This is a genomic window from Butyrivibrio sp. INlla18 (assembly GCF_900103635.1).
GTDB lineage: Bacteria > Bacillota > Clostridia > Lachnospirales > Lachnospiraceae > Butyrivibrio.
On record NZ_FMXK01000005.1, the window covers coordinates 13,296 to 40,280 of the forward strand.

Annotated in this window: 30 protein-coding genes; 1 reads left to right on the forward strand and 29 read right to left on the reverse strand. The window is 40.3% G+C overall.

What is annotated here, in order from left to right; translation table 11 throughout:
• Window positions 1-112: 112 nt before the first annotated feature.
• The 5 genes from rpsK to BLS24_RS02855 all read right to left on the reverse strand — a co-directional run bounded on the left by rpsK (window position 113) and on the right by BLS24_RS02855 (window position 4,006).
• Window positions 113-523 carry a 30S ribosomal protein S11 gene (gene rpsK, locus BLS24_RS02835; RefSeq protein WP_071176702.1) on the reverse strand — a complete coding sequence of 137 codons (411 nt, stop codon included), beginning with the start codon at window positions 521-523 and terminating at the stop codon, window positions 113-115.
• Window positions 524-624: 101 nt separating this feature from the next.
• Complete coding sequence (gene rpsM / locus BLS24_RS02840; protein WP_071176703.1) at window positions 625-993, reverse strand: 30S ribosomal protein S13; 369 nt, start codon at window positions 991-993, stop codon at window positions 625-627.
• A 220-nt stretch (window positions 994-1,213) separates the two neighbouring features.
• Window positions 1,214-1,327, reverse strand: a complete 114-nt coding sequence (gene rpmJ, locus BLS24_RS02845; RefSeq protein ID WP_013280022.1) for a 50S ribosomal protein L36 — start codon at window positions 1,325-1,327, stop codon at window positions 1,214-1,216.
• 193 nt (window positions 1,328-1,520) lie between these two features.
• Entirely contained in the window at window positions 1,521-2,441 is a 921-nt protein-coding gene (locus BLS24_RS02850; RefSeq protein WP_091755983.1) for a hypothetical protein, read from the reverse strand.
• Between the two features lie 185 nt (window positions 2,442-2,626).
• A complete protein-coding gene (locus tag BLS24_RS02855) occupies window positions 2,627-4,006 on the reverse strand; it encodes a uracil-xanthine permease family protein (RefSeq protein WP_091755985.1) in 1,380 nt (459 codons plus the stop codon).
• 197 nt (window positions 4,007-4,203) lie between these two features.
• Between BLS24_RS02855 and BLS24_RS02860 the strand changes: the two genes are divergently transcribed.
• Window positions 4,204-5,193 carry an aldo/keto reductase gene (locus BLS24_RS02860; protein ID WP_091755987.1) on the forward strand — a complete coding sequence of 330 codons (990 nt, stop codon included), beginning with the start codon at window positions 4,204-4,206 and terminating at the stop codon, window positions 5,191-5,193.
• A gap of 62 nt (window positions 5,194-5,255) precedes the next feature.
• Here BLS24_RS02860 and BLS24_RS02865 read toward each other — a convergent pair whose 3' ends face one another.
• From BLS24_RS02865 to rpsH, 24 genes are all read right to left on the reverse strand, one after another.
• Window positions 5,256-6,164 carry a family 43 glycosylhydrolase gene (locus tag BLS24_RS02865; protein ID WP_091755989.1) on the reverse strand — a complete coding sequence of 303 codons (909 nt, stop codon included), beginning with the start codon at window positions 6,162-6,164 and terminating at the stop codon, window positions 5,256-5,258.
• Window positions 6,165-6,166: 2 nt separating this feature from the next.
• Window positions 6,167-6,916, reverse strand: a complete 750-nt coding sequence (locus BLS24_RS02870; RefSeq protein WP_176764313.1) for a response regulator transcription factor — start codon at window positions 6,914-6,916, stop codon at window positions 6,167-6,169.
• Window positions 6,897-8,609, reverse strand: coding sequence for a sensor histidine kinase (locus BLS24_RS02875; protein ID WP_091755993.1), 1,713 nt, complete (start codon window positions 8,607-8,609; stop codon window positions 6,897-6,899). Before BLS24_RS02875 ends, BLS24_RS02870 begins: the two co-directional genes overlap by 20 nt.
• Complete coding sequence (locus tag BLS24_RS02880) at window positions 8,588-10,237, reverse strand: type 2 periplasmic-binding domain-containing protein (protein WP_091755995.1); 1,650 nt, start codon at window positions 10,235-10,237, stop codon at window positions 8,588-8,590. The genes BLS24_RS02875 and BLS24_RS02880 overlap by 22 nt, the downstream gene beginning before the upstream one ends.
• A gap of 25 nt (window positions 10,238-10,262) precedes the next feature.
• Window positions 10,263-11,132, reverse strand: a complete 870-nt coding sequence (locus BLS24_RS02885; protein WP_091755997.1) for a carbohydrate ABC transporter permease — start codon at window positions 11,130-11,132, stop codon at window positions 10,263-10,265.
• Between the two features lie 17 nt (window positions 11,133-11,149).
• The gene (locus tag BLS24_RS02890; RefSeq protein WP_091755999.1) at window positions 11,150-12,091 is read right to left on the reverse strand and encodes an ABC transporter permease; all 942 of its coding nucleotides are present in this window, start codon (window positions 12,089-12,091) and stop codon (window positions 11,150-11,152) included.
• 189 nt (window positions 12,092-12,280) lie between these two features.
• On the reverse strand, window positions 12,281-14,080 hold the full coding sequence (locus BLS24_RS02895; RefSeq protein ID WP_091756001.1) for a methyl-accepting chemotaxis protein: 1,800 nt from the start codon (window positions 14,078-14,080) through the stop codon (window positions 12,281-12,283).
• Between the two features lie 140 nt (window positions 14,081-14,220).
• The gene (locus BLS24_RS02900; protein ID WP_091756003.1) at window positions 14,221-15,237 is read right to left on the reverse strand and encodes a TRAP transporter substrate-binding protein; all 1,017 of its coding nucleotides are present in this window, start codon (window positions 15,235-15,237) and stop codon (window positions 14,221-14,223) included.
• Window positions 15,234-16,016, reverse strand: coding sequence for a response regulator transcription factor (locus tag BLS24_RS02905; protein WP_091756005.1), 783 nt, complete (start codon window positions 16,014-16,016; stop codon window positions 15,234-15,236). The genes BLS24_RS02900 and BLS24_RS02905 overlap by 4 nt, the downstream gene beginning before the upstream one ends.
• 11 nt (window positions 16,017-16,027) lie before the next feature.
• A complete protein-coding gene (locus tag BLS24_RS02910; protein ID WP_242872218.1) occupies window positions 16,028-17,404 on the reverse strand; it encodes a sensor histidine kinase in 1,377 nt (458 codons plus the stop codon).
• 200 nt (window positions 17,405-17,604) lie between these two features.
• On the reverse strand, window positions 17,605-18,075 hold the full coding sequence (locus BLS24_RS02915) for a YcxB family protein (protein ID WP_091756009.1): 471 nt from the start codon (window positions 18,073-18,075) through the stop codon (window positions 17,605-17,607).
• Between the two features lie 21 nt (window positions 18,076-18,096).
• Window positions 18,097-19,392 (reverse strand): TRAP transporter large permease, encoded by a 1,296-nt coding sequence (locus BLS24_RS02920; RefSeq protein WP_091756011.1) that lies wholly within the window; start codon window positions 19,390-19,392, stop codon window positions 18,097-18,099.
• Window positions 19,392-19,916 carry a TRAP transporter small permease gene (locus BLS24_RS02925; RefSeq protein ID WP_091756013.1) on the reverse strand — a complete coding sequence of 175 codons (525 nt, stop codon included), beginning with the start codon at window positions 19,914-19,916 and terminating at the stop codon, window positions 19,392-19,394. Before BLS24_RS02925 ends, BLS24_RS02920 begins: the two co-directional genes overlap by 1 nt.
• A gap of 38 nt (window positions 19,917-19,954) precedes the next feature.
• Window positions 19,955-21,043, reverse strand: a complete 1,089-nt coding sequence (locus tag BLS24_RS02930) for a TRAP transporter substrate-binding protein (protein WP_091756015.1) — start codon at window positions 21,041-21,043, stop codon at window positions 19,955-19,957.
• A gap of 187 nt (window positions 21,044-21,230) precedes the next feature.
• Window positions 21,231-21,449: a translation initiation factor IF-1 gene (gene infA / locus BLS24_RS02935; protein ID WP_013280019.1), complete on the reverse strand. Its 219-nt coding sequence runs from the start codon at window positions 21,447-21,449 to the stop codon at window positions 21,231-21,233.
• A gap of 21 nt (window positions 21,450-21,470) precedes the next feature.
• Window positions 21,471-22,229, reverse strand: a complete 759-nt coding sequence (gene map, locus BLS24_RS02940) for a type I methionyl aminopeptidase (RefSeq protein ID WP_091756017.1) — start codon at window positions 22,227-22,229, stop codon at window positions 21,471-21,473.
• Window positions 22,222-22,866 carry an adenylate kinase gene (locus BLS24_RS02945; RefSeq protein ID WP_071176720.1) on the reverse strand — a complete coding sequence of 215 codons (645 nt, stop codon included), beginning with the start codon at window positions 22,864-22,866 and terminating at the stop codon, window positions 22,222-22,224. Before BLS24_RS02945 ends, map begins: the two co-directional genes overlap by 8 nt.
• A gap of 90 nt (window positions 22,867-22,956) precedes the next feature.
• Window positions 22,957-24,276 carry a preprotein translocase subunit SecY gene (gene secY / locus BLS24_RS02950; RefSeq protein ID WP_091756019.1) on the reverse strand — a complete coding sequence of 440 codons (1,320 nt, stop codon included), beginning with the start codon at window positions 24,274-24,276 and terminating at the stop codon, window positions 22,957-22,959.
• Entirely contained in the window at window positions 24,276-24,716 is a 441-nt protein-coding gene (gene rplO / locus BLS24_RS02955; protein WP_091756021.1) for a 50S ribosomal protein L15, read from the reverse strand. The genes secY and rplO overlap by 1 nt, the downstream gene beginning before the upstream one ends.
• A 123-nt stretch (window positions 24,717-24,839) precedes the next feature.
• Window positions 24,840-25,028: a 50S ribosomal protein L30 gene (gene rpmD / locus BLS24_RS02960; protein ID WP_022764368.1), complete on the reverse strand. Its 189-nt coding sequence runs from the start codon at window positions 25,026-25,028 to the stop codon at window positions 24,840-24,842.
• 16 nt (window positions 25,029-25,044) lie between these two features.
• Window positions 25,045-25,554, reverse strand: a complete 510-nt coding sequence (gene rpsE / locus BLS24_RS02965) for a 30S ribosomal protein S5 (RefSeq protein ID WP_026515602.1) — start codon at window positions 25,552-25,554, stop codon at window positions 25,045-25,047.
• Between the two features lie 18 nt (window positions 25,555-25,572).
• Window positions 25,573-25,941: a 50S ribosomal protein L18 gene (gene rplR, locus BLS24_RS02970; protein WP_071176723.1), complete on the reverse strand. Its 369-nt coding sequence runs from the start codon at window positions 25,939-25,941 to the stop codon at window positions 25,573-25,575.
• Window positions 25,942-25,960: 19 nt separating this feature from the next.
• Complete coding sequence (gene rplF, locus BLS24_RS02975) at window positions 25,961-26,500, reverse strand: 50S ribosomal protein L6 (RefSeq protein ID WP_071176724.1); 540 nt, start codon at window positions 26,498-26,500, stop codon at window positions 25,961-25,963.
• 15 nt (window positions 26,501-26,515) lie between these two features.
• The gene (gene rpsH, locus BLS24_RS02980) at window positions 26,516-26,917 is read right to left on the reverse strand and encodes a 30S ribosomal protein S8 (RefSeq protein WP_013280010.1); all 402 of its coding nucleotides are present in this window, start codon (window positions 26,915-26,917) and stop codon (window positions 26,516-26,518) included.
• Window positions 26,918-26,985 lie beyond the last annotated feature (68 nt).

Consider the following 26,985-nt stretch of genomic DNA (forward strand, 5'->3'; position numbering starts at 1 on the left):
CCATTCGAAATCCGCATTATCATGCTACTTTCTCATGTACGTTATGGTCCGCAAATACATAAATCTTGCCATGCAAGCAGGCAAATTTATGAATTTTCGTCCCTACTATCGCTCAAACTCTACGACGCTTAGGTGGTCTGCATCCGTTATGTGGTACAGGTGTTACGTCTGTGATAGATGTAACTGTAAGGCCACTTGCAGCAAGAGCTCTGATTGCAGCTTCTCTTCCTGATCCTGGTCCCTTAACGAATACATCAACAGTCTTAAGGCCGTGAATAAGTGCAGCCTTAGTTGCTGTCTCTGCAGCTACCTGTGCAGCATAAGGAGTAGATTTCCTTGAACCCTTAAATCCCAGACCGCCAGCACTTGCCCAGCTAAGAGCGTTACCTGCAGCATCTGTCAATGTAACGATTGTGTTATTGAAAGATGACTGGATGTGTGCCTGTCCGTGTTCAACGTTTTTCTTGACACGTTTCTTAGCAGCTGCCTTCTTTGCAGCTACTGCTGATTTCTGATTTGCCATTTTAAACTAACCTACTTTCTTCCTATTATTACTTTTAATATAGTTACTGTCTGAACCTGCCATGCCAGATTCAATTGGTCCCAATAGCTTAGCGGAAAGAATTACTTCTTCTTATTAGCGATTGTTCTCTTTGGTCCTTTTCTTGTTCTTGCATTTGTCTTAGTTCTCTGACCACGGCAAGGAAGTCCTCTTCTATGACGCATTCCTCTGAAACATCCGATCTCTGTGAGTCTCTTGATGTTCATAGCAACTTCTCTTCTGAGGTCACCTTCTACATCGTAGTCATTACCGATAATCTCGGCAATTCTCTTTACTTCTTCATCTGTAAGATCACGAACACGTGTGTCCGGATTTACTTTTGCTGCTTCAAGAATCTTGTTTGAGCTTGTTCTACCGATACCGTAGATATATGTCAAACCGATCTCTACTCGCTTATCTCTAGGTAAATCTACACCTGCAATACGAGCCATTCTAATTCCTCCATAATGTAAAAATGATTAATAATGAAGTTCTGCTCTCAGGCTTTCAGCCTTCGCCAGAACTAAGTTCGATCACGGAAATCAAAGATTTCCTATCTCACTTATGTTACTTGTTTGATTGGGGTCACATTTCATCGACCCAATCGGACAAAGTATAATCCGATCTTTCCAATACACATTGGTATCAAAAAGTAATCCGAAACGGCTCGAATTATCCCTGTCTCTGTTTGTGCTTAGGGTTGTCACAGATTACTCTGATAACGCCCTTTCTCTTAATAACCTTGCACTTCTCGCACATAGGCTTAACAGAAGACCTAACTTTCATTGTTTCTCCTTTCCTGCATGGTAACAGAATAATGCCTGAAAAAGGGCATAATTACCCCTTTTCCTAAAAAGACCATTTAACATCATAGCATATGTAAAATCAATAATCAACATGTTTTTACAAAAAAATATCAGGATTTCGATAAATCTTTTTACCAAAATCCTGATACCTAAATTCTCACATAAAATAAAGATCACTCTTTAAAGAATGGATTAGCGAACATTGCAAGATCTGCAGGAGTTCCGCTCATTCCTGAATAGAAGTCTTCTGTTCCAGAAAAGCTTGTTGCTGGATCTCCGCCATATCCCTGTGCACATCCACAGATATATCCGTTAGCATCTACAGCGATAAGCCTTACAAAGCCTAATTCCATGTTTTTGTCACCTGTAAGACTCCACTGAACAGCATAGTTACCGCTTGCATCTGTTCCAATTTGCCAATCGCCTTCCCAAGGCACATACTCTCTTCTTGCCTCTTTTACCTCGATGGTATCCCAGTGGATCTCACCTGTAGGAGTTCCCTTACACTCAACATCGTAAAGAACTGAGTTACCAGAACCAATTGTAAGCTCATAGCCACTTACACTGCCGATCTTGTTTCCATTTGCGTCCAGAGCATCTCCTCTAGCATTTACAAAGACCTCTTCATTATAAAGGTTTGTGAAAGCAATAAGTAGACGAACTGTATCACCATCCATGTAAGGAGCGATAGAGATTACAAAGCCATCCATTCCATCAGGAGAATAAACAACTCCCCATTTGATCTTGTGATAATCTGTCTCAAGACTATCAAGAGCTTTCATTGCTCCATCTGTAAGATAATAAGCTGTGCCATCAATAGTTGTGCTGTTAACAGTGCTTGTTCCATCACTTTCTAATGAAAGGCCATCTTCAGACTGCGTATCTTCTGCTACTTCTTCTGAAGTCGCCTCTGTAGTAACATCTTCTGTAGTCTCTTCTACACTAACTTCTTCCTTAGTATCTTCTACATTAGAATTTCTTCCGCCCTGAAATTCTGTATCAGGTGCTACTGGCTCTTTTGATGAGCTTGATCCGCATCCTGCAAGGCATGTAACTGCAAGCAGAACGCACAAGATTTTACCAAACTTTTTCATATTTCCACCTCTTTGTTAAAATTTCTGTAACATTGTACTATTAAATTCATATTACATGCAACTAATACTTGGATAAACCTTATACTCTGCAAAAAAGCTGTAGCTATTTCCCAAATCATGTAAAATAAGGCAGCTCCTAAATCCTAGGAACTGCCTTATTTCTTTTACCTATTATATAGAAGCGATCAAACTGCCTCGTGGTTGTTGAAGCTTACGCCTCTGTTGATGTCGCCCTTGTGGTTCTCACCGAAGTTGTAATCATTTCCAGGAAGAACTGCATTGAGGATGATACCAAGAAGAGCTGCAATTGCAAGTGATGTAAGAGTTACAGGTGTGTTTCCGATTGTAAATGTGATACCATCTGAAAAGCCAAGACCTGAAACAAGGATTACAGCTGCAACAATGAGGTTTCTTGACTTTGTGAAGTCTACCTTATTCTCAACTACGTTTCTAACACCGATAGCTGAGATCATTCCGTAGAGCACAAAGCTGATACCACCTATGATAGCTGTTGGCATTGTTCCGATAACATCGGCAACCTTAGGAATGAAGCTTACTACGATCGCATATACAGCTGCAATCTCTACCACCTTAGGATCATAAACCTTTGAAAGCTCGAGAACACCTGTGTTCTCGCCGTATGTTGTGTTTGCAGGACCACCAAAGAGTCCAGCAAAAGCTGTTGCAAGACCATCTCCGAAGAGTGTTCTGTGAAGACCTGGATCTTCGATGAAGTTCTTGCCTGTTGTAGCTGAGATAGCTGAAATATCTCCAACGTGCTCCATCATTGTTGCAATAGCGATAGGAGCCATAACAAGAATAGCAGTGATATCGAACTTAGCAATAACGAAAGGAGGAAGTCCTACCCAACTTGCCTCTGCAACTGGTGCAAAGTTAAGAATTGGAGATCCATCTACATTTGTGATGCCTGCAGCATTCATAAAGAGTGCTACTACATAAGAAATAACTACGCCCATGAGGATAGGAATGATCTTGAACATTCCTTTGCCCCAGATGTTAAATCCGATAACAACAGCAAGTGCTACGATAGCAAGTGGCCAGTTAGCAGATGCATTAGAAACTGCTGATGGTGCAAGTGAAAGGCCTATGCAGATGATGATAGGTCCAGTTACTACTGGTGGAAGGAAGTGCATAACCTTCTTGACACCTACAAGCTTGATGATAACTGCAAGAACCAGATATAAAAGTCCAGCAACAACAATACCGCCGCACGCATATGGAAGCTTCTCTCCATAAGTCATGTCTGCATATTTACCAGTATTTAAATTAGCAACAGTGGCAAAACCACCAAGGAATGCGAATGATGAACCCAGAAATGCGGGAACCTTGAACTTAGAAAATAGATGAAATAGAAGTGTACCAACACCTGCAAAAAATAGTGTTACTTGGACTGAAAGTCCTTCCCCGTTAAAATAGCCGTTGACCAAAATTGGAACTAAAATAGTTGCTCCGAACATTGCAAACATATGCTGCAATCCTAGAAGCGCCATTTTTGGCTTGCCCAACGTTGTGGCGTCATAAATAGCCTGTCTTTTCTCTCCCATGTCTCTCCTCCATATTTGATTTTCAAAAAAGATTAAAATGATTTTACGATTTTCTCAAAATCGCCATATGGATTATATCACAACAGACCTCGTCCGTCATGAATTTTTTCACTATTTTTTTGATATATTTTTTTGCTTTATTCTAGTAGCATAACAATGTAAAATATTGGAAAGAAATTTCTTTTTGGAGGGCTATTATGTATACCGCAAACAGCAAAAGATATGACACTATGAAATACAACAGATGCGGCCAAAGCGGTCTTCTGCTTCCAGCAGTTTCTCTGGGCCTTTGGCACAACTTTGGTGACAATAGCGACTATGAGAACATGAAAGCTATGTGCTTTACAGCTTTCGATAACGGGATCACACATTTTGACCTTGCTAATAACTACGGCCCATCAGAAGGCGCCGCAGAGATAAACTTTGGCAAGATCCTAAGAGAGGAGCTTGCTCCTTACCGCGATGAGATGATCATTTCTACCAAGGCTGGTTACTACATGTGGCCCGGCCCTTATGGAGACTGGGGTAGCCGCAAATACCTTATATCCAGTCTTGATCAGTCCCTTAAGAGAATGGGGATTGAATACGTTGATATCTTCTATCATCACAGAATGGACCCTAACACTCCACTTGAGGAGACTATGGAAGCTCTTGATCAGATAGTTAGAAGCGGTAAGGCTCTTTATGTTGGTATTTCTAACTATGACGGTCCTACTCTCGAGAAGGCAACTGCCATATTAAAAGAGCTAAAGACTCCATTTATCATCAATCAGAACCGCTACAATATTTTTGATAGAACTATTGAAAAGAATGGTCTCAAAGAAAAGGCAAAAGAACTTGGAAAGGGAATCATCTGCTTCTCACCTCTTGAACAGGGGCTTTTGACAGACAGATACCTAAACGGCATTCCAGAGGACAGCAGAATCCGCACAGACGGTCGTTTCCTCAAGGAAAGTCAGCTTGATGATCACAAACTTGAATGCATTAGGGCTCTCAACGAAATTGCTAAGAGACGTGGCCAGACTCTTGCAGAGATGGCACTGGCATGGAACCTCAAGGATGACTACATCACTTCAGTAATCATCGGTGCATCCAAGCCATCACAGATCCTTGATAACGTCAAAGCTATTGAGAATACAGTATTTACAGAAGAAGAGATCAAAGAGATAGACAAGTATTCTATCTGATCTTAAACAAATAAAAACCTTAATTGCAGTATTGGATAGCTGCAATTAAGGTTTTTTATTGATCAAAGATTGATCTCATCTACATATTTCATATCGAGCTTTTCACCGTTAAGTTCTAGTGGGTAAACAACGTATGAAGACTCAAAATACTTTGCTCCATCTCCGCCCCATCTATCACCAACGTAGTAGAATTTTCCATTCTTTTCCAAGATAAATGCCGCCTGGCTCTGATAAGTTGTCTCATCTCCGATTTCCATCAGGTCTCTCCATCTACCCTCTATAGAATCTGCCACAGCGTACTTGCACTGATTAGGTGCCCATCCTGTGCAGAAGGATGAGAGCATATAGTATTTTCCATTCATCTTCATAACTGCTGGAGCTTCTCTGTATTCGCCTTGCCATAACTTATGAACAAGACTTTCAACATTCATATAATCCTCTGACAATCTGTACACATGAAGGTCTGCATTGTCTCTGGCTGCTGAAATAAAGTAAGCCGAGCCATCATCATCTTTAAACAATGTGCAGTCTCTGGACATATATCCATATGGATTAAAGTGTCCATGATATGTAAAGTCTCCATCAGGTGTATCACAACTTGCTATTCCTATTGCTGCATCATGATAGTTTTTTCCATTTTCGAAATGTACCCAAAGGACAAATTTTCCTGTCTTTTCATTATAAAGAACCTTTGGTCTTTCAAGATTAACCTTGCTTCCATCTTCATTCGCAAGCATCATCTTTGTTCTTACTCTGTACCCTTCCATCTTGGAATCAGTAGTAAGCACATGATTTCTAAATTCCCAATCTGTGAGGTTTGTTGAGCGGTAGCAGCTGACATACTTGTTATCTCTCCTGTCCTCACCGTACCAATAGTAATATCCGTTAAAAGAAATAATATATCCTCCGTGGGCATGAATAGGATTTCCCTCTGTATCAAGCCACAGTTCTCCATTTTTTAATACGCTCATGTTTACTTCTCCAAAACAAATCTTTTTTCTAATCTGTATACCTTAGGTGAAATACCATACTTGTCTCTAAAGAGTTTTGAAAAGTACTGATACTTGTGATAACCAAGTTTAGTCACTATATCTGCAACCTTCATATCTGTTTCCTCTAGGAGCTTTGCTGCTCTTTGCATCTTTGCATCAGTTATATAGCAAAGTAGTCCAACTCCCGAAACTTCTTTAAAAATCTTGGATAGATACGCCGGATGAAGATGTACTATTCCACTTAGCATCTCAAGCGAAAGTTCTTCTTCACAATTATCCATTACGTATTTTTGGACAAAAGAGATCACATCCTTCTTGTCCTTTAGAACTCCGCTAGTATCAGCAGCTTTGCATTCTTTTGAAAAATGCTTTTCCATGATCCTATTAATAGTCTCCTGAAAATCATCCTTCAAGATAGGTTTTACAAGATAATCTGTAACTCCATAGTGCACTGACTTTTGTGCATACTCAAAATCACTATAGCCAGTAAGTATCACAACCTTAGTATTTAACTTATTTTCATCTATATACTCTGCAAGATCAAGGCCAGAGATCCTCGGCATCTTGATATCTGTTATCAAGAGATCCGGGCTATGCTGTTTGATAAGATCAAGAGCTAAAGACCCGCCTCCTGCTGTCAGTACCTTATCAAATCCAATCTGCTGCCAGTCTAACAGCCCTGCAATATAATCAACCATATATGGTTCATCATCAACTATAAGTACTGTCATTTCCATCCTCCGGTCTAAATGTGAAATAGACTCTGAGTCCGCCCCACTGACTCTTTGTAAACTGTAGTCTTGCGGTTTCATCGTAATAGTTTATAAGACGCTGATTCACATTCCAAAGCCCAACACTTTCTTCAGCATCTCGCGTTTTTTTGCCGATCTGTTTTTCAAGCTTTTCTATAGCTTCATCGCTAAGACCATCACCATCATCAGAAACTTCTGTCCTGATCTCGCCTGTTCCCAGCATATACATCTTAACCTGAATATGCTTGGCATACTCTCTTTCCTCTATACCATGCTCAATAGCATTTTCTATAAGCGGCTGCAATATAAGTGGAATTATCCGCACGTTGTAAAGGCTATCTGGAACATCCAGATAATACTCAATATTTTTTCTCATGGCAATTATGGAAAGATATGACTTGGCATAGCCTATCTCTTCGCCAATGGTAGCCTGTGTCTTATTCTTGGTGCAGTATCTATAGTAATTTGCAAGGTGTGCTGCCATTTCAGTCACAGCCTTTGGCTTATCTGCAACTGTAACTATATAGGACAAAGAGTTGTACAAAAAGTGCGGATTTATCTGAAGCTGCAGTTGCCTTACCTCCGCCTGATTTCTGAGCTGCTGTTCCTTGATACTAGAAGCAAGGAGCTCTCTTATCTTATTTACCATGCTGTTAAACTGCTCAAATACATAGGAGAACTCATTATCCGGAAGCTTATCCTTATCTATCTGAACGCTTAGATCACCATTCTCAAGCTGCTTTAGCTTTTCAGTTACCACATTTAGCTGCAACAATATGTGCCTGTAATACTGAAGCATGATGAAAGTTCCTACTATCAGTACAGCCAAAAGAGATATACCAATTATCCAGGTAATAGAATTTATAGGCTTGTTCATTTCATTGATAGGATAATATGAAATAAGATACAGCCCATTTGCAGACTCTTTTGACTTAACAACTCTATAATTCTGACCATCAATCTTGATGATATAGTACTGAATATCAAGCTTTTGATGAGACAGCTCTGATAGAAGAGTCTTCTCTTTTTCTGAAGTTGAAAAGATACTGTTACAATCGCCGTAAAGTAGCATTGTTCCGCCATTACCAAGATTAACAGTCATGTTCTTTATCTTGTAAAGGTAGTCTCCGTCCATCTTGATTATAAGATAGGGCTCATCATCGTACTTATCCCAGCTTGTAGTATATTTTCTAAAGTAATATATCTCGTTGCCATATATTACCCATTTGTTATCATCTAAATCATCAAAAAGGCCAGAGCTTATACTCGCCCCAGCCACATTTGAGATGATACGTCCTGAGCGAGGCCAATAAAGGACAAAGAATGCCATGCCAACATTACTTGATTGTCTGTCATTCAGATATTCCTTCATTGTGCTTGCTGCAGTGACGAAATCATATACGTCCGTTCCTTCTGTCAATGCAAGCTGCAGGGTCTTGAGATTTCCGCTGTGTAATATACCATCAGCCTCAATCTCAATTTCTTTTACCTTGTTACCGATCAAAAGAGTGGAATGCTCCATCTGACTAATAGCAACACTTGTAAGAGATTCCTGCAACGTGCTGGTGCTGTAGAGATAGATAAAACTAAAGCTCAGCACCACCATCATCAAGAAAATGATGAAGGTTATATATATAGAACGAATCTTTTTTACTTCATGGTTTTGTACCATTCGTTTACTTCCTGTGTAATCTGTTCTCCACCCTGAGTCTTCCAGTCTTCAACAAACTTATCAAATGACTCAATAGGTTCTTTTCCGTAGATTATATTAGTGTAAACCTGAGCCTCCATTGTCTGCAACTGTTCCCAGCACTTTTTCATTGTAGGTGTTGGCTCTGCGTTGTAGAGGTTAGGAATGAGCTCTTCTCTGTTGTCGTTAGCAATTACATAGCCTTCTGCCATATCAGGAGCTGACTCAAAATCAGCAGCTGCTCTGATCTGCGCACCAGTTTCAACCTTACCAGCCTTAGCATCAGCGTACTCCTGCATTCTGTCGATCATAGGAGTGTTCTTAAGTACTGTTGACTTACCTGGAAGGAATGGATCTGTAACTGCTGGATCAAACTTAGCTGTGTCAAATACAACTTCGCCGTTAACGATGTCATAATCGTAGTCTTCCATGAAGCCATACTGGAAGTCGCCTGTACCAAATGCTACATCGTAGATCCAATCGTAATATGTGAAGAATGCTTCCATGTTGTCAAAGTCTTTGTTGAACATGAGCCATCCATCTGTTGTCTGAGCTGACTGATATGTGCACTCACCGTTGTCCTGCTTGATATTTGGATAGCAAGCAATTACTGCGTTAGGATCAACTGAAGTAACATCTCTTACTGAACCAACTGCCCATGGTCTTCCAATGAAGATGCCTGCTTTACCTTCTGTGAACTGGCCCATAGCATCCCAAGCGCCTGTTGCTGCAGCTTCCTGGAATATCCAGCCATTTGCATGCCACTTAGCAAGAAGCTCAAGTGTCTTTCTGTTGCCCTCATCGATAGAGCCATAAACAAGGTTACCATTCTCATCTTCCTGCCAGCTTCCTGGAATGTGCTTACCAGAGTTAGCTGAGAAAAGAGCTACTGGATCTGAAACCCATCCTGTGTTGTATACACCAGATCCTGAATATGTGAATCCATATGTATCCTTCTTGCCGTTTCCATCTGGATCATCTTCTGTGAATGCCTTGATGACTGCTTCAAACTCCTCAAGATTTGTAGGAGCCTTAAGGCCAAGGTTATCAAGCCAGTCCTGTCTGATGATCATAACCTGTCCCTCTGTAAGGGTTGGTGCGCAGGCAATACCGTATGTCTTGCCATCCTTCATAACAGGGTAAAAAGTCTCTGGATACTTGTCATAAATCTCTTTTAATCTCTCAGGCATGTATTTCTCGATATCTTCATCGATTGCCTTTACTCTTCCAGACTCGATCATATCTGCGATCATCTGTGTTCCATATACAGGGAATACATCTGGAAGCTCCTCAGAACCTGTAAGTGCAAGTCTGAGCTTTGTATCATAGTTGCCAGCATCTCCACCAAGAAGTGTTGTCTCCATCTTGATTCCGAGCTTTTCTTCAGTAAGTTCTACCATTGGGTTCTTGTTGATGTCGTCACCCTCAGCGTATTTACCAGCATTCTCATCAAGCTGTTTTGCAATGGTAATTGTAAGTGTTGGTTCATACTTACCATCTGCATTCTTTGTGCTCTGCACACTGTTTTTCTTCTGATCTGCACTTCCGCATGCAGCAAGGAGCATAGACGCTGTCAGAAGTGTTGCAATTAATGCCCTTCTCTTTTTCATTGTTTCTTCCTCCGTAAACATTATATTATTCTTTTACTGCTCCAACTATCATTCCTTTTACAAAGTATTTTTGCAGGAAAGGATAAACAAGCAGGATTGGCAGAACACCGATAAATATCTGAGAAGCCTTGATGGTTCTCTCTGACATTGCTGCTGCCGATGTTGGATCAAGTGCAAGATCCTGCTGATTGCCCTGAACTACGATTACCTGTAGGAATGAAGCCAGTGGGTAGTTTTTGGTATCTGACATATACAGGATTCCAGTAAACCACTCATTCCAGTGACCTACCATTGTGAAAAGAGCTACAGTGGCAAGTCCTGCCTTTGAAAGCGGTAAAAAAATCTTTAAAAGTACATCAAAAAAGCTTGCACCATCTATAAGCGCTGCTTCTTCCAAGGCCTTTGGTATTGACCTAAAGAAGTTCATGATAAGTATCAGGTTGTAACAGCTAAATGCTCCTGGAAGAATATATACCAGGAAGTTATTCTTAAGTCCCAAAGAGGTATTTACCATATATGAAGGAATAAGTCCGCCTCCAAAGAGCATGGTAAACACGAAAAACCACATAAGAGGTGTTCTGCCTCTAAAATCCTTTGAAAGTGCGTAACCAGCTGTTGTAATAACGAACATAGAAAGCAAGGTTCCAAGGATAGTTCTTGCAAAAGAGATCTCAAGTGATCTTACGAAGTTGCTGTTTTGAAGTGTTTTTTGATATGCAAGTATTGTTGGATCAACTGGCCAAAATGTTACGATTCCGCTGTTAGCTGCTGCCTTGCCGCTAAATGAAATAGCAAGAAGGTTAACAAGTGGAAGTACGCATAAAAGCGCAAGTGATACCAAAAAAATAGTATTTATTACAACAAATATCTTTCTACTAAATGAAACTCTCCTCATGATATTCTCCTTAGGTCTTAGAAAATTCTGTAGCCGGCAAACTTGTATGCAAGCTTATAGGCTATTACTGTCAGCATGAAGCTGATTCCTGACTTAAAAAGTCCAACTGCTGTACCAAAGCTGTACTGGCCGTTGATAAGTGACTGCCTGTAAACATAGGTATCAATAATATCTCCGGTGCTGTAAGTCAGTGGAGAATATGTGTTATAGATCTGGTCAAATCCTGCGTTAAGTACATTTCCAAGACTAAGTGTTGCCATAACGATGATCATTGGAGCAATTCCCGGAAGTGTGATGTGAAGTGTCTGCTGGAATCTGTTGGCACCATCCATCTGTGCTGCCTCATAAAGGCTCTGATCAATATTGGAGATAGCTGCAAGATAAACGATCATTCCAAATCCAAACCCCTTCCAAAGGTCAGACAATACGATGATCTGCCTGTACATACCTGCTTCACCCAAAAAGAAGATTGGCTCCATACCAAGTCTCTGGATCGCTGAATTCACGATACCGTCAAGACCAAGAACATCACGCATCATTCCAGCAACTGTTACCCATGACAGGAAGTGAGGCAGATATACAAGCGTCTGAATACCTTTCTTTAGTCCTACGTTACTTACTTCATTCAGCAAAAGAGCTATGACGATCGGAACGATAAGTCCCAATATTATCTTGCTGACCGCAATTATCAAAGTATTGATTATTGCCTGATATGATTCCTGGAAAACAAAGATCTGCTTGAAGTTCTCCATTCCAACAAACTCAGAACCTGTTATTCCAAGCCATGGCTTGTAGTTCTGGAATGCCATAATAAGTCCGCCCATAGGCACGTAGCAAAAGATAATTGCAAGGACAAAAGCTGGCATGATCAGAACATATAATGCCCAGTTTCTTTGAATTTCCTGCTTCCAGCTTCGTTTTGGCTGCAAATACTTTCCCTTATCTTTTTCGCCTTTCATCTTTTGTTTCCTCTCAATCTATAGGTTTTGTTTTATGTAAATCAATTGATATAGGATGATTATAGGAAACATTATTTTGACAAAACATACCCTGATTTTTGGAAAGTGTCCTCATTTTTAATTACTTTTTTACACGCAAAAAGAGGGTGGTGATCCGAAGATCACCACCCTCTTATATATGGTTTCACATCACAGTTCGAATTTGGAAACAAACTTCTGAAGCTCCTGAGCGTTCTCAGCAAGCTTGTCGGAAGCTTCGGCAACTTCGTGAGTAGAAGCTGTCTGCTGCTGGGATGCTGCAGATACGTTCTGAGTCTCATCAGCTACGCTTGTACTCATGTCTTCGATCATTCTGATATTCTCAGCGATAGTGTCAGTACCAGCTGAAAGCTGACCAACGATCTCGCTCATTCTCTCTGACTGCTCAGAGATTGAATATACCATGTCAACGATATTGCTGAATGTATTACCAGCTTCATTAACAGTCTCTGTACCCTCTACAACGCTCTGAGCACCTTCTCTCATAGCCTCAACTGCTTCTTCAGAGTTCTTCATGATATCTTCGATAAGTACTGTGATCTTGGCTGCAGCTTCATTTGACTGATCTGCAAGCTTACTGATCTCACTGGCAACAACCGCAAAGCCTTTACCCATCTCACCTGCTCTAGCAGCCTCGATAGAAGCATTCAGTGAAAGGAGGTTTGTCTGGCTGGCGATCTCAGAAATTGTCTCAACAAAGCTGTCAATATTCTTGAGCTGTTCACCAAGAGCATCTACAACTGATGCTGTATTTTCAACGGACTCTTTGATAGATCCCATCATGTTTGTTGCATTAGTCATATCATCAGCACCCTTGGTAGCTGCTTCGTTTGTATTCTTGATCATTTCAGTAGTTCTGTTGATAGCATCCTTGAACTCCTGCATATTCTCGATAAAGTGCTTGGTCTCATCACTTGCTCCAGCAACTGCTGTGATCTGTCCATTGCAGGAATCAGCAACACTTGTACAGGAGTTAGCAACCATTTCACTGGCATCTGCTGACTGAGAAGCACTAGCTGAAAGCTCTTCAGAAGCTGATGCAACATAAGATGTAGTATCGTAGATCTTCATCATAAGATCTCTGATACTTGTATGCATGGTATCAAGAGCCTCAGAAATCTGTCCGATCTCATTTCTCTCATTACTAAGCTTACGAACTTCCTCCATCTCTTCACTGTCAGTAAAATCACTGTTGGACATCTTGGTCATCTGATCAGTTACAAGAATGATAGGCTTAGTAATTCTCTTACCGATGTAAATTGCAATTATAGTACCTACTATGATAAGTATGAAAACAACTACTAATGAATTCCAGATATTATATTTAAGAGCAAGGCTAGCTGCTTTACTGTAATCAGCTTCAAGAGAGTCAATATAGTCTACCCATACACCGGTACCCATGACCCAGTCAAATGGCTCATAGTATGCTGTGTAATTAACCTTTGGAAGAGGCTCTGTTTCATTTGGCTTAGCAAACATGAGGTTTGTATATCCGCCGCCATCCTGCATACCATTTTTGATCATTTCCTGAATGAAATATGTTCCATTAGGGTCCTTTGCGTCCCATCTGGATTGACCTTCTGTATCTCTTCCAAGAAGTACTACGTTGATACCTTGAGAAGTATCGATCCAGAAATATCCTGATCCCTCGTTATATTTCATTTCTCTGATGATATTTGCTGACAGCTCTTTTGCTTCATCCAGCGTTATCTCACCATTCTGATATCTTGAATAATTATAAGCGCAAACACTCATGGCACACTGAGTCTCATTTTTAAGCTCAGCTTTGATATCTTCTTCAAGTCTGGTTCTATACTCATTGGTCATCTTGACATTAGTACTCATGGTACTATTGATTGAAAAAATCTCGATAGATAGCGTAGTAATAACAACCGCCAAAAGAATCGCTCCAACTATAACAGTCATCAAAGAACCACGTTTCTTAGCCATATATAAGCCTCCTTAATATATATAAACATATAAAAATGCGCGTTCCATACATAAAATTGTAGACTAATACATGTGCCAAAACAAGCGATATAGCGTTATTTAATATTTTCTTTATTATTATAAAATATAGTTATTTTCTATCAATATTCCATGATCTTTTCTAAAATTTCCATCTGATTTTCACAGTATTTTTCATATACGGAAGACATTGCTCTTCTAAAGCGTTGTTTTTCTGCGGCTGTAATATCAATAACTGTAACTCCGCTCTTTTCTGCTATCTCTCTGGATGTTTTTTCTCTTTCGTGCCAAAGCTGTCTTTCGTAAAGCGCTGACTCTTTTGCACAATCCATGATTATCTGCTGATCAGATTCACTTAGCTGATTCCAGATCTCACTTGAACATAGCTGAATTTCAGGAACTCTGGTATGTTCATCTATAGTATAGTATCTTGCTACATTGTAGTGCTTCATAGCTTCATAGGATGGCCAGTTATTCTCAGCGCAGTCTACGATACCCTGCTCAAGAGCTGAGTAAACATCAGAGTACACGATCTTAACAGGATTGGCACCAAGAGCTGATACCATATCTGCCATCATATCTGATTCCTGAATTCTGATGTTCATTCCCTGAAGGTCTTCAAGACATGTGATAGGCTTGGTGCTATAGAAGTTTCTAGCTCCAGCATCGTACCAGGATAGTCCTACCAGATTGTACTCTGAGGCCTTAGCAAGGAACTCATCTCCTATTTCTCCATCCAAGACTCTCCACATGTGCTCAGAGCTTGAATAAAGATAAGGCATCTGAAGAATGTTCATATCAGGAACATACTCAGCAATCTGTGAAATTGATACTCTGGCAAAAGCAATACCACCGTAGCTAAGCTGTTTAATGACTTCCATCTCGCTTCCTAGCTCAGCTCCATGTTTTACTAGTATCTTTATCCTTCCGTCTGTGCGCTCATAGACAAGTTCAGCAAATCTCTCTGCTCCCAAAGTTGTTGGATAATCGGCTGTCTGGTTTTCAGCATAAAGAAGTACAAAGTCAGGAGATCCTTTCTTGGAACTTCCTGTCTTCCACAGATATATCCTGTTTCCTACAACACAAAAGACGATCAAAGCCATTATGAAAATTATTCCATATGCCCATTTCTTTTTCATGATCCCAAAACTCCGATTCTGTACTCACTAGGTGTCATGCCTACCATGCGCTTAAAAACTCTTGTAAAATAATTAGCGTCTCTATAACCTGCTTTTTGTCCAACATCTTTAATGTTTATAAGTGGATTGGCAAGAAGCTCTTTGGCCTTTGCCATTCTATATTCATTCAGATATGTAATAAAGTTCTTTCCAAAGTTCTGTTTAAAAAGCTTGCAGAAATACACATCTGAATATCCGAGCACACTCGCAATGTCCTGAAGGGCAATATCTTCGCTGTAGTGCTCGTCAATAAACGTAGTGATATCACTTATCAGTTTGTTCGACATATTTCCGCTTCCGTAAACTTTATAATGTTCAATATCTTTGTCATTAAAATTATTTACACTAGCTGGAATGGTGGTCTCTTTGTCACAAATATCAAAAGCTTCTTCAAGAACATTTATAAGATCTTCATCTGCCCCAGGCTTTAAAAGATAATCTAACGCCCTTACTCCAATAGCTTTTTTTGCATAACTGAATTCGTCAAAGGCAGTCAAAAAGATAATGCTGCAGTTTTTGTCTTTTTTCCTGATCTCCTCAGCCGCCTCAAGGCCGTTCATTCCTGGCATCTCAATATCAAGTATGGCAATCTGGCATGAATTATCTTCAAAGGTCTTAACAGCTTCCAAGCCATTTTCAGCCATGTGTATCTCCACCTGTCCAGGAAAAAAGCCTGCTATCTTTTTATTTATAACCTGTCTCTCAATAGGTTCATCATCTGCTACAAGTATTCTGTACATATGTATTTCTCCTAGACTACATCTCCCTGCATTGGAATATCAATGATAATGGTTGTGCCAACATTTTTAGTGCTTTCAATTCTAAGGCTTCCGCCTTTGTACATAGTTCTGATCCTTCGGTTAATGTTTCCAAGGCCAATTCCAATAATATCCTTGTCAATGACCTTCTCATTTCCAATCTCAAGCTGAGCTCTTACTTTCTCAAGAAGCTCTTCATCCATGCCTTCTCCAGTATCAGATACTTCGATATGAAGCATATCTTCATTTTGTCTGATCTTGATAAGAATCTTTCCACCCTCGACCTTATGAGAAATTCCATGGATAATGGCATTTTCAAGAAGTGGCTGGAATGTGAATGTAGGCACAATGACCTTGTTTTCATCCACATCAGAATCAACTTCAAAAGACACCCTGTCTCCAAACCTCATCTTCTGAAGATACATATAGTCTCTGGAAATCTTAAGCTCCTGGGCAAGAAGTGCCTCTTTTGCCTGGTTCTTCAAGTTATATCTAAAGAGGGAACTAAGGGCCTCTATCATCTGCTCAGTAGTTGGGGCATCTTCGAGATTTGCAGTACCTTTAATAACATTCAAGGTATTAAAAAGGAAGTGTGGATTGATCTGGCTCTTCAAAAGCTCTAGATTCATGGTCTCCATCTGCTTCTCAATTTCAAGATTCTCAAGTTCCTTGGCGTGGAGCTGATCAAGTACTATTCGCCTATCTTCCATACCTCGGATATACTCGCCGGTAGCATATTTCATCTTGTTAAAGGCTGTTACCAGTTCTCCCATTTCATCCTTGTTATCAGCCTCAACGTCATCAATAAAGAAGTCATTGGCTGCAATCTTTCTGGAAGCATTTGCAAGCTTTAAAACTGGCACACTGATAGAATTGTCCATGACCTTAGACATCTTGTAGATCACAAGAATGATGATCACTCCAAGAGCTGCAACAAGAAATGGCACACTGACAATAACAGGCATCAGCTCTTTATAACTAAAATTGCCCTCACGCATGGTCTTATCCACAAATCTCTGAGCATAGACATTTAGGTATTTTTGCATGCTATACACGTCATAAAGCTTGTCTATATCAAGGTGTCCTGACTGATACTGATCTATTACCTCGTTTCGAGCCTCACTATAGCTTGAATAAGCTGTCCTAAGAGATGATAAAAGAGCATATCTCTCCTCTCCAAGCCTCTTATAGACCAAAGGATTCTTGTCAAAGGCCTTTTGGGTAGCAGCAACACTCTTTTCCCACTCACTGGTATCTATTGGGTCTGAACCGTGAACATAGGAATCAAAAGTATCTATCTCGCTTGATATGGCTGCAACCAGCTCTCCGCTGTGGGAATTGTCCTCCATGATATCATTAAAGTCCATCATGAAGAGCTTAATTATCCACACATCAAATAAAAGAGCTGCCAAAATAGCGATGAATACACTGCTAGTAAAAGCTCTTATCTTATTTTTTATTGTTAGGTTTTTCCAAAAATTACGTATTTTTATCATATGCTTAAAAAAAAGAGGCCGCGTTTGTTATAGGAATAATTATAGCGCTGCCTCTTTTAAATTACTATTTGAAACTAACCTTTAATTTTGCTACAGAGATACTGATAAAAGCTCTCTTTCTGGTCTCCAAGGACTCTGTTTGTGAGCATATAACCATGTCTGTCATCTGACATTACGATGATCATATTGCTGCGTTTAATGGCGTTAGAGATCTTTTTCCATCTGATATCCTCAGACTTACCGCCTGTCTCAACATGTACTCCCCTGTCATCAAATGACAGCTCCATGTCCTTTGGCATGTCCTCGAGCTGCTTGGCACTCTTGCCATATGTTGCCAGAGGCTGAATAACTGGAAAAAGGAGACATCCTATGACCATCACACTTCTCATAAATGAGGAGGCTTCTCCCCAAAATCTGATCACAAGGGCTATCATAGCAACTGTAAATACTACATTTACTACTCCAACGATTGACTTGTAAGTGCGCTTCATAGCCATTTTCCACAGGTCTGATGCTTTAACGTCACATTTAAACTTATAATCCATAAAAAGACCTTTCAGCAAATATTACTTCATAAGCAGGTTTGGAAGGAACATGCTTATTTCAGGTATAAATGTAAGCAGTAAAAGAACTAAGATCATGCAAAGATAAAATGGTAATGTTGCCTTTACTACTTTTTCCATCTTAACCTTACCAACTGCAGATCCAATGAAAAGAACTGCACCTACAGGAGGTGTAAGAAGTCCGATACCACAGTTAAGTATGATCATTATACCAAACTGAATTGGATTAATACCAATTGATGTTGCAATTGGAAGAAGGATAGGTGTTGCAATCAGGATGATTGGAGCCATATCCATGATACATCCAAGTACTAAAAGAATAAGGTTAAGTAAAAGTGCAATAAGAATTGGATTTCTTGTAAGTCCAATTATAGCATTAGCAGCAATATCTGGAACATGAAGTGTTGTAAGGCAATATCCAAAGATACTTGATGTAGAGATAAGGATAAGCACGATTGATAGTGTGTCAACGCATGACTCAAGTGTTTTCCATACACCCTTCCAATCAAGTCCCTTATAGATGAATACGCTTACGATAAGGCTATAGATAACGGCTACGGCAGCTGACTCAGTTGCTGTGAATACACCACCTACTACGCCTACTACTACGATGATAACTGCTGCAAGAGCCCAGAATGAAGTACCGAGCTGCTTAACAAATGCTTTGAAGCTGAATGGTTTTCCCTTAGGATAATTGCGCTTCTTAGAAATAATATAAGAGCCGACCATAAGAGAAAGTGCAAGGAGTGCTCCTGGAACATATCCAGCCAGGAACAGGCTTCCTACAGAAACTCCACCAGCACTCATAGCATAGATTACCATGTTATGAGAAGGAGGAACAAGGAGTCCTTCGCAAGAAGATGTAATTGTTACGGCTGTTGAGAAATCATCGTCGTAACCCTGCTCAACCATCATAGGAATAAGGATACTTCCAAGTGAAGCAGTATCTGCAGCTGCAGATCCTGAAATTCCACCAAAGAAGTAGGATGCCACAATGTTAACCATGGCCATACCACCTGTCATCCAACCTACACAAGCATCCGCCAATGCAATAAGTTTTTCAGAGATACCACCCTGTCCCATGAGACATCCCATCGTAATAAAGAATGGAACGGCCATAAGAGAGAAAGAACTGATACCCTTAACCATCTGCTGACAAACTGTTGTAAGTGGAAGTCCCTGATAAAGAAGACAGAGGATAGATGATAAAGCAACCGCGTAAGCAATCTGGAATCTTAAAAATATCATTACTAAGAAGCTAATAAGCAAAATAGCAATAGCAGTAGAATTAACGGTCATTATTTATCCTCCTCCTTTATAAAGAAACCTTTGATGTGGTTATAGATTGCCTCAAGCTGAAAAACGATCATGGCAAATCCAGCCACAGGAATTGGGAAATACATCCAAAACCTTGATAACTTTGGAAGAGAAACGTAAGTACCCTTGCTACCGATTGTTGAAGCATACTTCCAACCAACAATGAGCATTACAAATGCAAGGAATAAAATACATAAGTCTGAAAGCAAATCTAAAATCTTGATTACTTGTTTAGGTAGATATCTATCAAATGCAGTCATACGAATATGAGCACCGCGTCTGATTGCAAGTGCGGCTGAAATAACAGCCATGTAAGCCATAAGTGTAAGGACAACTTCTTCACTCCAAGATGGATCTGGAACGAAAGAAACATATCTTCCAAGAACACTCATGCTGGTGATCAGAATATCTGTCACCAGCAAGAGTTTACATACAAATAGCATTACTTTATAAGTAATATCGTATACAGGTTTGATCTTATCTACCGCTTTGAAGAAAGAATTCATAGTACCTCTTTTCTATAAAACGGTTTGATAAAGTTTAATTATTTCATGTCAACGATCTTCTGGTAGTAATCCTCAAGACCCTTAATGTTCTCTTCGATTACAGGCTTAACAGCTTCCTGCCAAGGTGTGATGTCATCAACTTCGATGATTGTAACACCATCAGCCTTGAGCTGCTCAAGTACTTCGTTCTCTTTCTCTTCTGAGATTGAACGGTTGTACTCAGATGCTGCCTTACCAGCCTCAACGAGGATATCCTGCTGCTCAGGTGTAAGCTTGTTCCAAGCCTCATCTGTGATAACAACCTGGATAGCACCAAGTGTGTGTCCGTCAAGGATCATGTATGGAGCAACTTCTGGGAATGCGTTTGACTTGTAGTTAGCGATTGGCTGCTCAGCTGCATCAACTACACCAGTCTGAAGTGCGCTGTAAAGCTCACCGAAAGCAACTACTGTAGGGTTAGCGCCAAGACCTTCAACAAGACCATTCATAACAGGGTCGTTAGATACACGGATCTTCATGCCCTTGAATGACTCGATACCTGTGATCTCATTAACTGTGAAGAAATGACGGAAACCTTCCTCACCATAGAAGAGACCTCTTACACCACTACCATTCTCTGATGATTCCTGAAGGAATTCCTGAGCAAGGTCTGATGTAGCGAAGTTCCAGAAATGATCACGGCTTGTGAAGATGTATGGAAGTGAAAGAAGCATTGACTTCTGTCCGCCGTATGGTGTAAGAGCGAAAGCAGAGATACGAGACATATCGATTGTGCCGCCGCCACCAAGCATTGTGTCAAGTACGTCGTTCTCTGAACCAAGAACACCACTTGCCTGAAGGTCAATGATGATAGATCCATTTGATCTAGCCTCAACTTCTTCCTTGAACTTCTGATCTGTCATACCAACAATAGTATCAAGAGGGTTAACCTCAGCCATTACAAGAGTAATAGCATCTGCTGCAGGAGTAACTTCCTCAGCTGAATCAGCTGCAGGAGCTTCTGCTGTCTCTTCCTGTGTCTCAGCTGCAGGTGTCTCTGCAGGAGTCTCAGGAGCCTGAACGCCACATGCTGTCATTGAAAGAACAACAGCTGCTGTCATTAGTACTGATACAAATCTTTTTTTCATTTTTCAAATAACCTCCCTTTTGAATTAAATAAATAATGACAATTGTCTTATCGACAATGTCATTATAAATTAGCGTTAGACCACATAAAATCGGACATATTTAGCATGGCATAGCACATTTTTAACACACATAATATCGTAAAAAAAGACTGCCGTATGCTATATACGACAGTCCGTAAGATCTTAATTACTTATCTCTCCAGATGATTCTACCCTTTGTGAGATCATAAGGTGAAAGCTCAAGAGTAACCTTATCTCCTGGTAAAATTCTAATGAAGTTCTGACGAAGCTTACCACTGATATGAGCAAGAACAACGTGTCCATTCTCAAGCTCTACCTGGAACATTGTGTTAGGAAGCTTCTCAATAACCTTTCCTTCAATTTCAATTACATCAGCCTTTGACATCTTTATCCTCCTACTTAACTATCAAATGATTGTCAATATTTCTGGTTCACCATCAGTTATGGCGATCGTATTTTCATAATGTGCGGCTAGGGAACCATCTACGGTTACCACTGTCCAGTCATCATCCAGCCAGCCAACATACCTTTGGCCCATTGCTATCATTGGTTCCACACAGATTGTCATTCCCTTTTGTAGTTTAACACCTCTGCGCCACTGTTTAAAGTTTGGAACCATAGGTTCTTCATGAAGGCTTGTGCCTATTCCATGACCTGTAAGCTCTCTAACTATACCATATCCATAGGGCTTAATATAATTATCTATCGCTTTGGATATATCGTAAAGCCTATTTCCAGCTTTGGCCATCTTAATACCTTCAAAAAAGCTTTCTCTGGTTACATCGATCAGCTGTTGAGCTTCATCGCTGATCTTACCAACGCCCCAAGTTCTTGCAGCGTCTGAATGATAACCTTTATATATTAATCCTGTATCAAAGGTAACTATATCACCTTCTTTAAGGATCTTATCAGCACTTGGTATTCCGTGAACTACTTCATCATTAACTGATATGCACACAGAAGCAGGAAATCCTTCATAATTCTTACAATTTGGTATCCCGCCTAGCGCTCTAATAGTCTTTTCGCCAATCTCATCAAGTTCTAAAGTAGAGATTCCAGGTCTGACTGCAGCATGAAGCTCGTCATGAACCTTAGCTAAAAGATGCCCTGATTCTCTCATAAGATTTATTTCTTCATCTGTCTTAATTGAGATAACTTTACGCATTCAAAATACCTACAATATTATCAAATACTTCCTGCATATCCTTAGTACCGTCAACAGTCTTTAAGATATTCTTCTTATCATAGTAATCGATAAGTGGCTGTGTCTGCTCATGATATACAGATAATCTATTCTGAACTGTCTCAGGCTTATCATCATCCCTAAGAACAAGCTCGCTTCCACATTTATCGCATATTCCCTCAGTCTTTGGTGGAATATGTTTGATATGATAAGTAGCACCACATTTAAGGCATGCTCTTCTTCCTGACATTCTGTTTACAATGTTCTCATCAGGAACGTCAACGTTGATAGCATAATCAACCTTATCCCCAAGCTTTGTGAGCTCGCTATCTAATACGTCTGCCTGTGGTATAGTACGTGGGAATCCATCAAGAACATATCCGTTCTTGCAATCTTCATTTGCAACTCTGTCCAAGAGAAGCTCTACTGTGAGTTCGTCTGGAACAAGCTGTCCTTTATCCATATACTCTTTTGCTTTCTTACCAAGTTCTGTACCATTCTTGATATTAGCTCTGAAAATATCTCCTGTAGAGATATGTGGGATATTATACTTATCCGCGATCATCTGTGCCTGTGTGCCTTTTCCAGCACCAGGTGCACCCAACATAATTATCTTCATACTTTGCTTCCCCTTTAAAAAATACACTTAAACTAGAAAGAAGAGGCTCCAGGGCTATTAGAAGCCCTGTGACCTCTTTTTTTCATAAAATCAATCTTCCAGGAAACCTTTGTAATTACGTACAAGCATCTGTGATTCAATCTGCTTGATTGTCTCAAGTATAACGCTTACCACGATGATAAGGCTGGTTCCACCAAATGAAACCTTTGCACCGAACAAACCATTGAATACGATAGGTAATACGCCGATGATGATCAGGCCGCATGCACCTATGAAAATGATGTAGTTCAAAATGCTTGTAAGGTAATCGCTAGTTGGCTTACCTGGCCTGATTCCAGGAATAAATCCACCCTGCTTCTTCATATTGTCTGCAATCTCAATTGGATTAAATGTAATTGATGTGTAGAAATATGCGAAGAAGATGAGCAAGAGTATGTATACAACCAAACCAAGTGTATATACAGGGTGATTTGGATTGCACCAGTTACTCTGATTTAAAAATGCAACTGCCTTGCCCCAGAATCCTGATCCATTATATCCAACAAGCTGTGTAATAATGATCGGGAACTGGAAAAGTGACATTGCAAAAATAATTGGCATAACGCCGGCTGTATTGACCTTGAGAGGAATTTCAGAACGGTTTCCACCGTATGTCTTTCTTCCCTGGATCTTCTTAGCATACTGAACAGGAATTCTACGCTCAGCGCCGTTAAGAAGAACGACCAATAAAACCATAAAGATAATAACCGCAATAATAACTATTGCTGATACTACTCCCCTTGCAATAGGCTTTCCGCTCACAAACTGACCGAATAGTGAGCTGATATCTGACGGCATTCTTGAAAGAATGTTGATAGTCAGAACTATTGATATACCGTTTCCAACCCCATTTTCTGTGATTCTTTCACCAATCCACATCAGGAATGCACTACCAGCTGTGAGTGCTGCAACAATCTGAACTACAAGGAATGGATTCTGTGAAGTAAGGAATCCTGTGTTCCTGTAAAAGCCGACTGCCATGGCTATTGATTCGATAAGAGCTAAAGCTACAGTGATATATCTTGTAAGCTTTGTAAGCTTCTTTCTTCCATCTTCGCCATCCTTCTGCCACTCCTCAAACTTAGGAATAGCAATTGTAAGGAGCTGAATGATAATGGAAGATGTGATGTATGGCGTGATATTGAGTGCCAAGATTGACATGTTCTCAAATGATCCACCAGTGAATCGATTCATAAAACCAAATGCATCACTCTCTGTCAAACCCTGAAACCAGTTCTTAAAAACTGCTGTATTCATACCTGGAACTGGAATAGCAGATCCAAGTCTGATAAGGGCGAGCATCGCAAGAGTAAATAGAATCTTCATTCTAATTTCTTTGACTTTTAATGCATTCATTAGGGACTTAAACATTAGATCACCTCTGTTGTTCCACCAAGTGCCTCGATCTTCTCTTTAGCTGATGCGCTGAACGCATTTGCTTTAACCGTAAGCTTCTTAGTAAATTCGCCGTTTCCAAGAATCTTAACACCATCAAGCTCTTTCTTGATGATTCCAGCATCTTTAAGTGCCTGAATGTCAACAACTGCACCGTTGTCAAATGCTTCAAGTGCGCTTAAGTTGATACCAACGATGTTCTTGTGGTTGATGTTCTTGAAGCCTCTCTTAGGAAGTCTTCTGAACAATGGCATCTGACCACCTTCGAAACCAAGTCTTGGTGCTCCTGAACGAGCCTTCTGACCCTTATGTCCCTTACCAGCAGTCTTGCCGTTTCCTGAACCATGTCCACGGCCTCTTCTAAAATTATCGCTCTGTACTGAACCTTCAGCAGGTCTTAAGTTGGATAATTCCATGATATTCCTCCTTATACATACTGGGGCTTATGCCGCTCAGCGCAGTACACAATATACATTATATACCACTCGCGTACACTTAGAACAGCCCCAGTTACAATTAATGTTTCAATTATGTCGAGATTAGATCTCTTCAACCTTTACAAGGTGTCTGATCTGCTGAATCTGTCCTCTTGTTGCTGAGTTATCAGGAAGTTCAACAGAACTGTTAAGTTTCTTGAATCCCATTGATTTTACTGTTGCTACCTGCTTAGGTACAGCGCCAATTGTGGACTTAACCAATGTGATCTTGAGTTTCTTTTCGCTTGCCATTGATAATATCCTCCTATTATGCTGTTACTTCTGCAACAGACTTGCCGCGCTTAGCAGCAACTTCTTCAGGTGTCTTTAACTGAGCAAGACCGTTGATTGTTGCATAAACAACGTTCTGCTTGTTGTTAGAACCAAGTGACTTTGTTCTGATATTTCTGATACCTGCAAGCTCACATACTGAACGAGCAGGGCCACCAGCGATGATACCAGTACCTTCTGGAGATCTCTTAAGTAAAACTTCAGCAGAGCCGAACTTACCTACGAAATCATGTGTAATACTGTTATTCTCGTCAAGAGGTACAGTAATGAGGTTCTTAGTAGCATCCTCTTTACCCTTACGGATAGCATCTGGGATTTCTGTTGACTTGCCCAGACCAACACCAACGTGTCCGTTGTTATCACCTACTACAACAAGTGCTGTGAACTTCATGTTACGTCCACCCTTAACAACCTTAGTAACACGCTTGATGGTTACAACTTTATCTGTCAATTCGAGCTGACTAGCATCTACGATTGTACGCTTCATATTGTGTTTTCTCCCTTCTTAGAATTCCAAGCCAGCTTCTCTGGCAGCATCAGCAAGGGCTTTAACCTTACCGTGATAAATATAACCGCCTCTATCGAATACTACGGCCTTGATACCTTTTTCAATTGCTCTCTTAGCAACTACATCACCGATCTTTGAAGCTGCATCAATGTCATCTGTATTCTTAAGCTCAGCCTTGATATCTTTTTCAAGAGTTGAAGCAGATACAAGTGTCTTACCAGCTACATCATCAATAACCTGTGCATATACGTGATTATTGCTTCTAAATACTGCTAAACGTGGTCTCTCAGCTGTTCCGCTGAAACGATTACGAATCTTCATGTGCTTTTTAACACGAATTTTCTGTCTTGATTCCTTACTAACCATTTTGCACTCTCCTTCTTAATTATTTCTTACCAGTCTTACCAACTTTACGTCTGATAACCTCATCAGCATACTTGATACCCTTGCCCTTATATGGCTCTGGAGCTCTCTTTTCTCTGATGATTGCAGCGTGCTGTCCAACTGCTTCCTTATCAATTCCCTTAACTGTAATTACCTGACCCTCAACAACTGTCTCGATTCCTTCTGGATCAACAAGTTCTACAGGGTGAGAATAACCAAGTGTGAGAGAGAGTGTCTTACCATTCTTAGCAGCTCTGTAACCTACACCGTTAACCTCAAGCTTCTTTTCGTAGCCATCTGTAACACCAACAACCATGTTGTTAAGAAGGCTTCTTGAAAGACCATGTAAAGCCTTTGTCTTCTTCTGATCGTCAGGTCTTTTAACCTCGATCTGTCCGTCTTCCTGTGAGAAAGAAATCTCAGCTGGGAAAACTCTTGTAAGAGTACCCTTAGGTCCCTTTACAGTCACCTTATTATTTTCTGCAACTTCTACTGTTACACCAGCAGGAACTGCGATTGGCATTTTTCCAATTCGTGACATGCCCGTACCTCCAATTTACCAAATGAATGCAAGAACTTCGCCACCAACCTGGAGCTCTCTTGCTTTTTTATCAGTTACAACGCCCTGGTTTGTTGAAATGATTGCAATACCAAGTCCGCCTAATACTCTAGGAAGCTCATCCTTGCCTGCGTATACACGAAGACCAGGCTTTGAGATTCTCTTAAGACCAGTGATAACCTTATCGTTTCTGTCAGCACCATACTTAAGAGTGATGTGAAGATTCTTGAATGCTCCATCTTCTACTACATCAAGCTTCTTAATATAACCTTCCTCAAGAAGAATGTTTGCGATAGCAAGCTTCATCTTTGAAGAAGGAACATCAACAGTGTCATGCTTAGCAGTGTTTGCGTTACGAATTCTTGTAAGCATATCTGCAATAGGATCGTTCATTGCCATTTTAAAATTGCCTCCTTAATTATTATTGCTTCGCCTTACTACTCCCCGAATTGAGCAGAGACACGAAG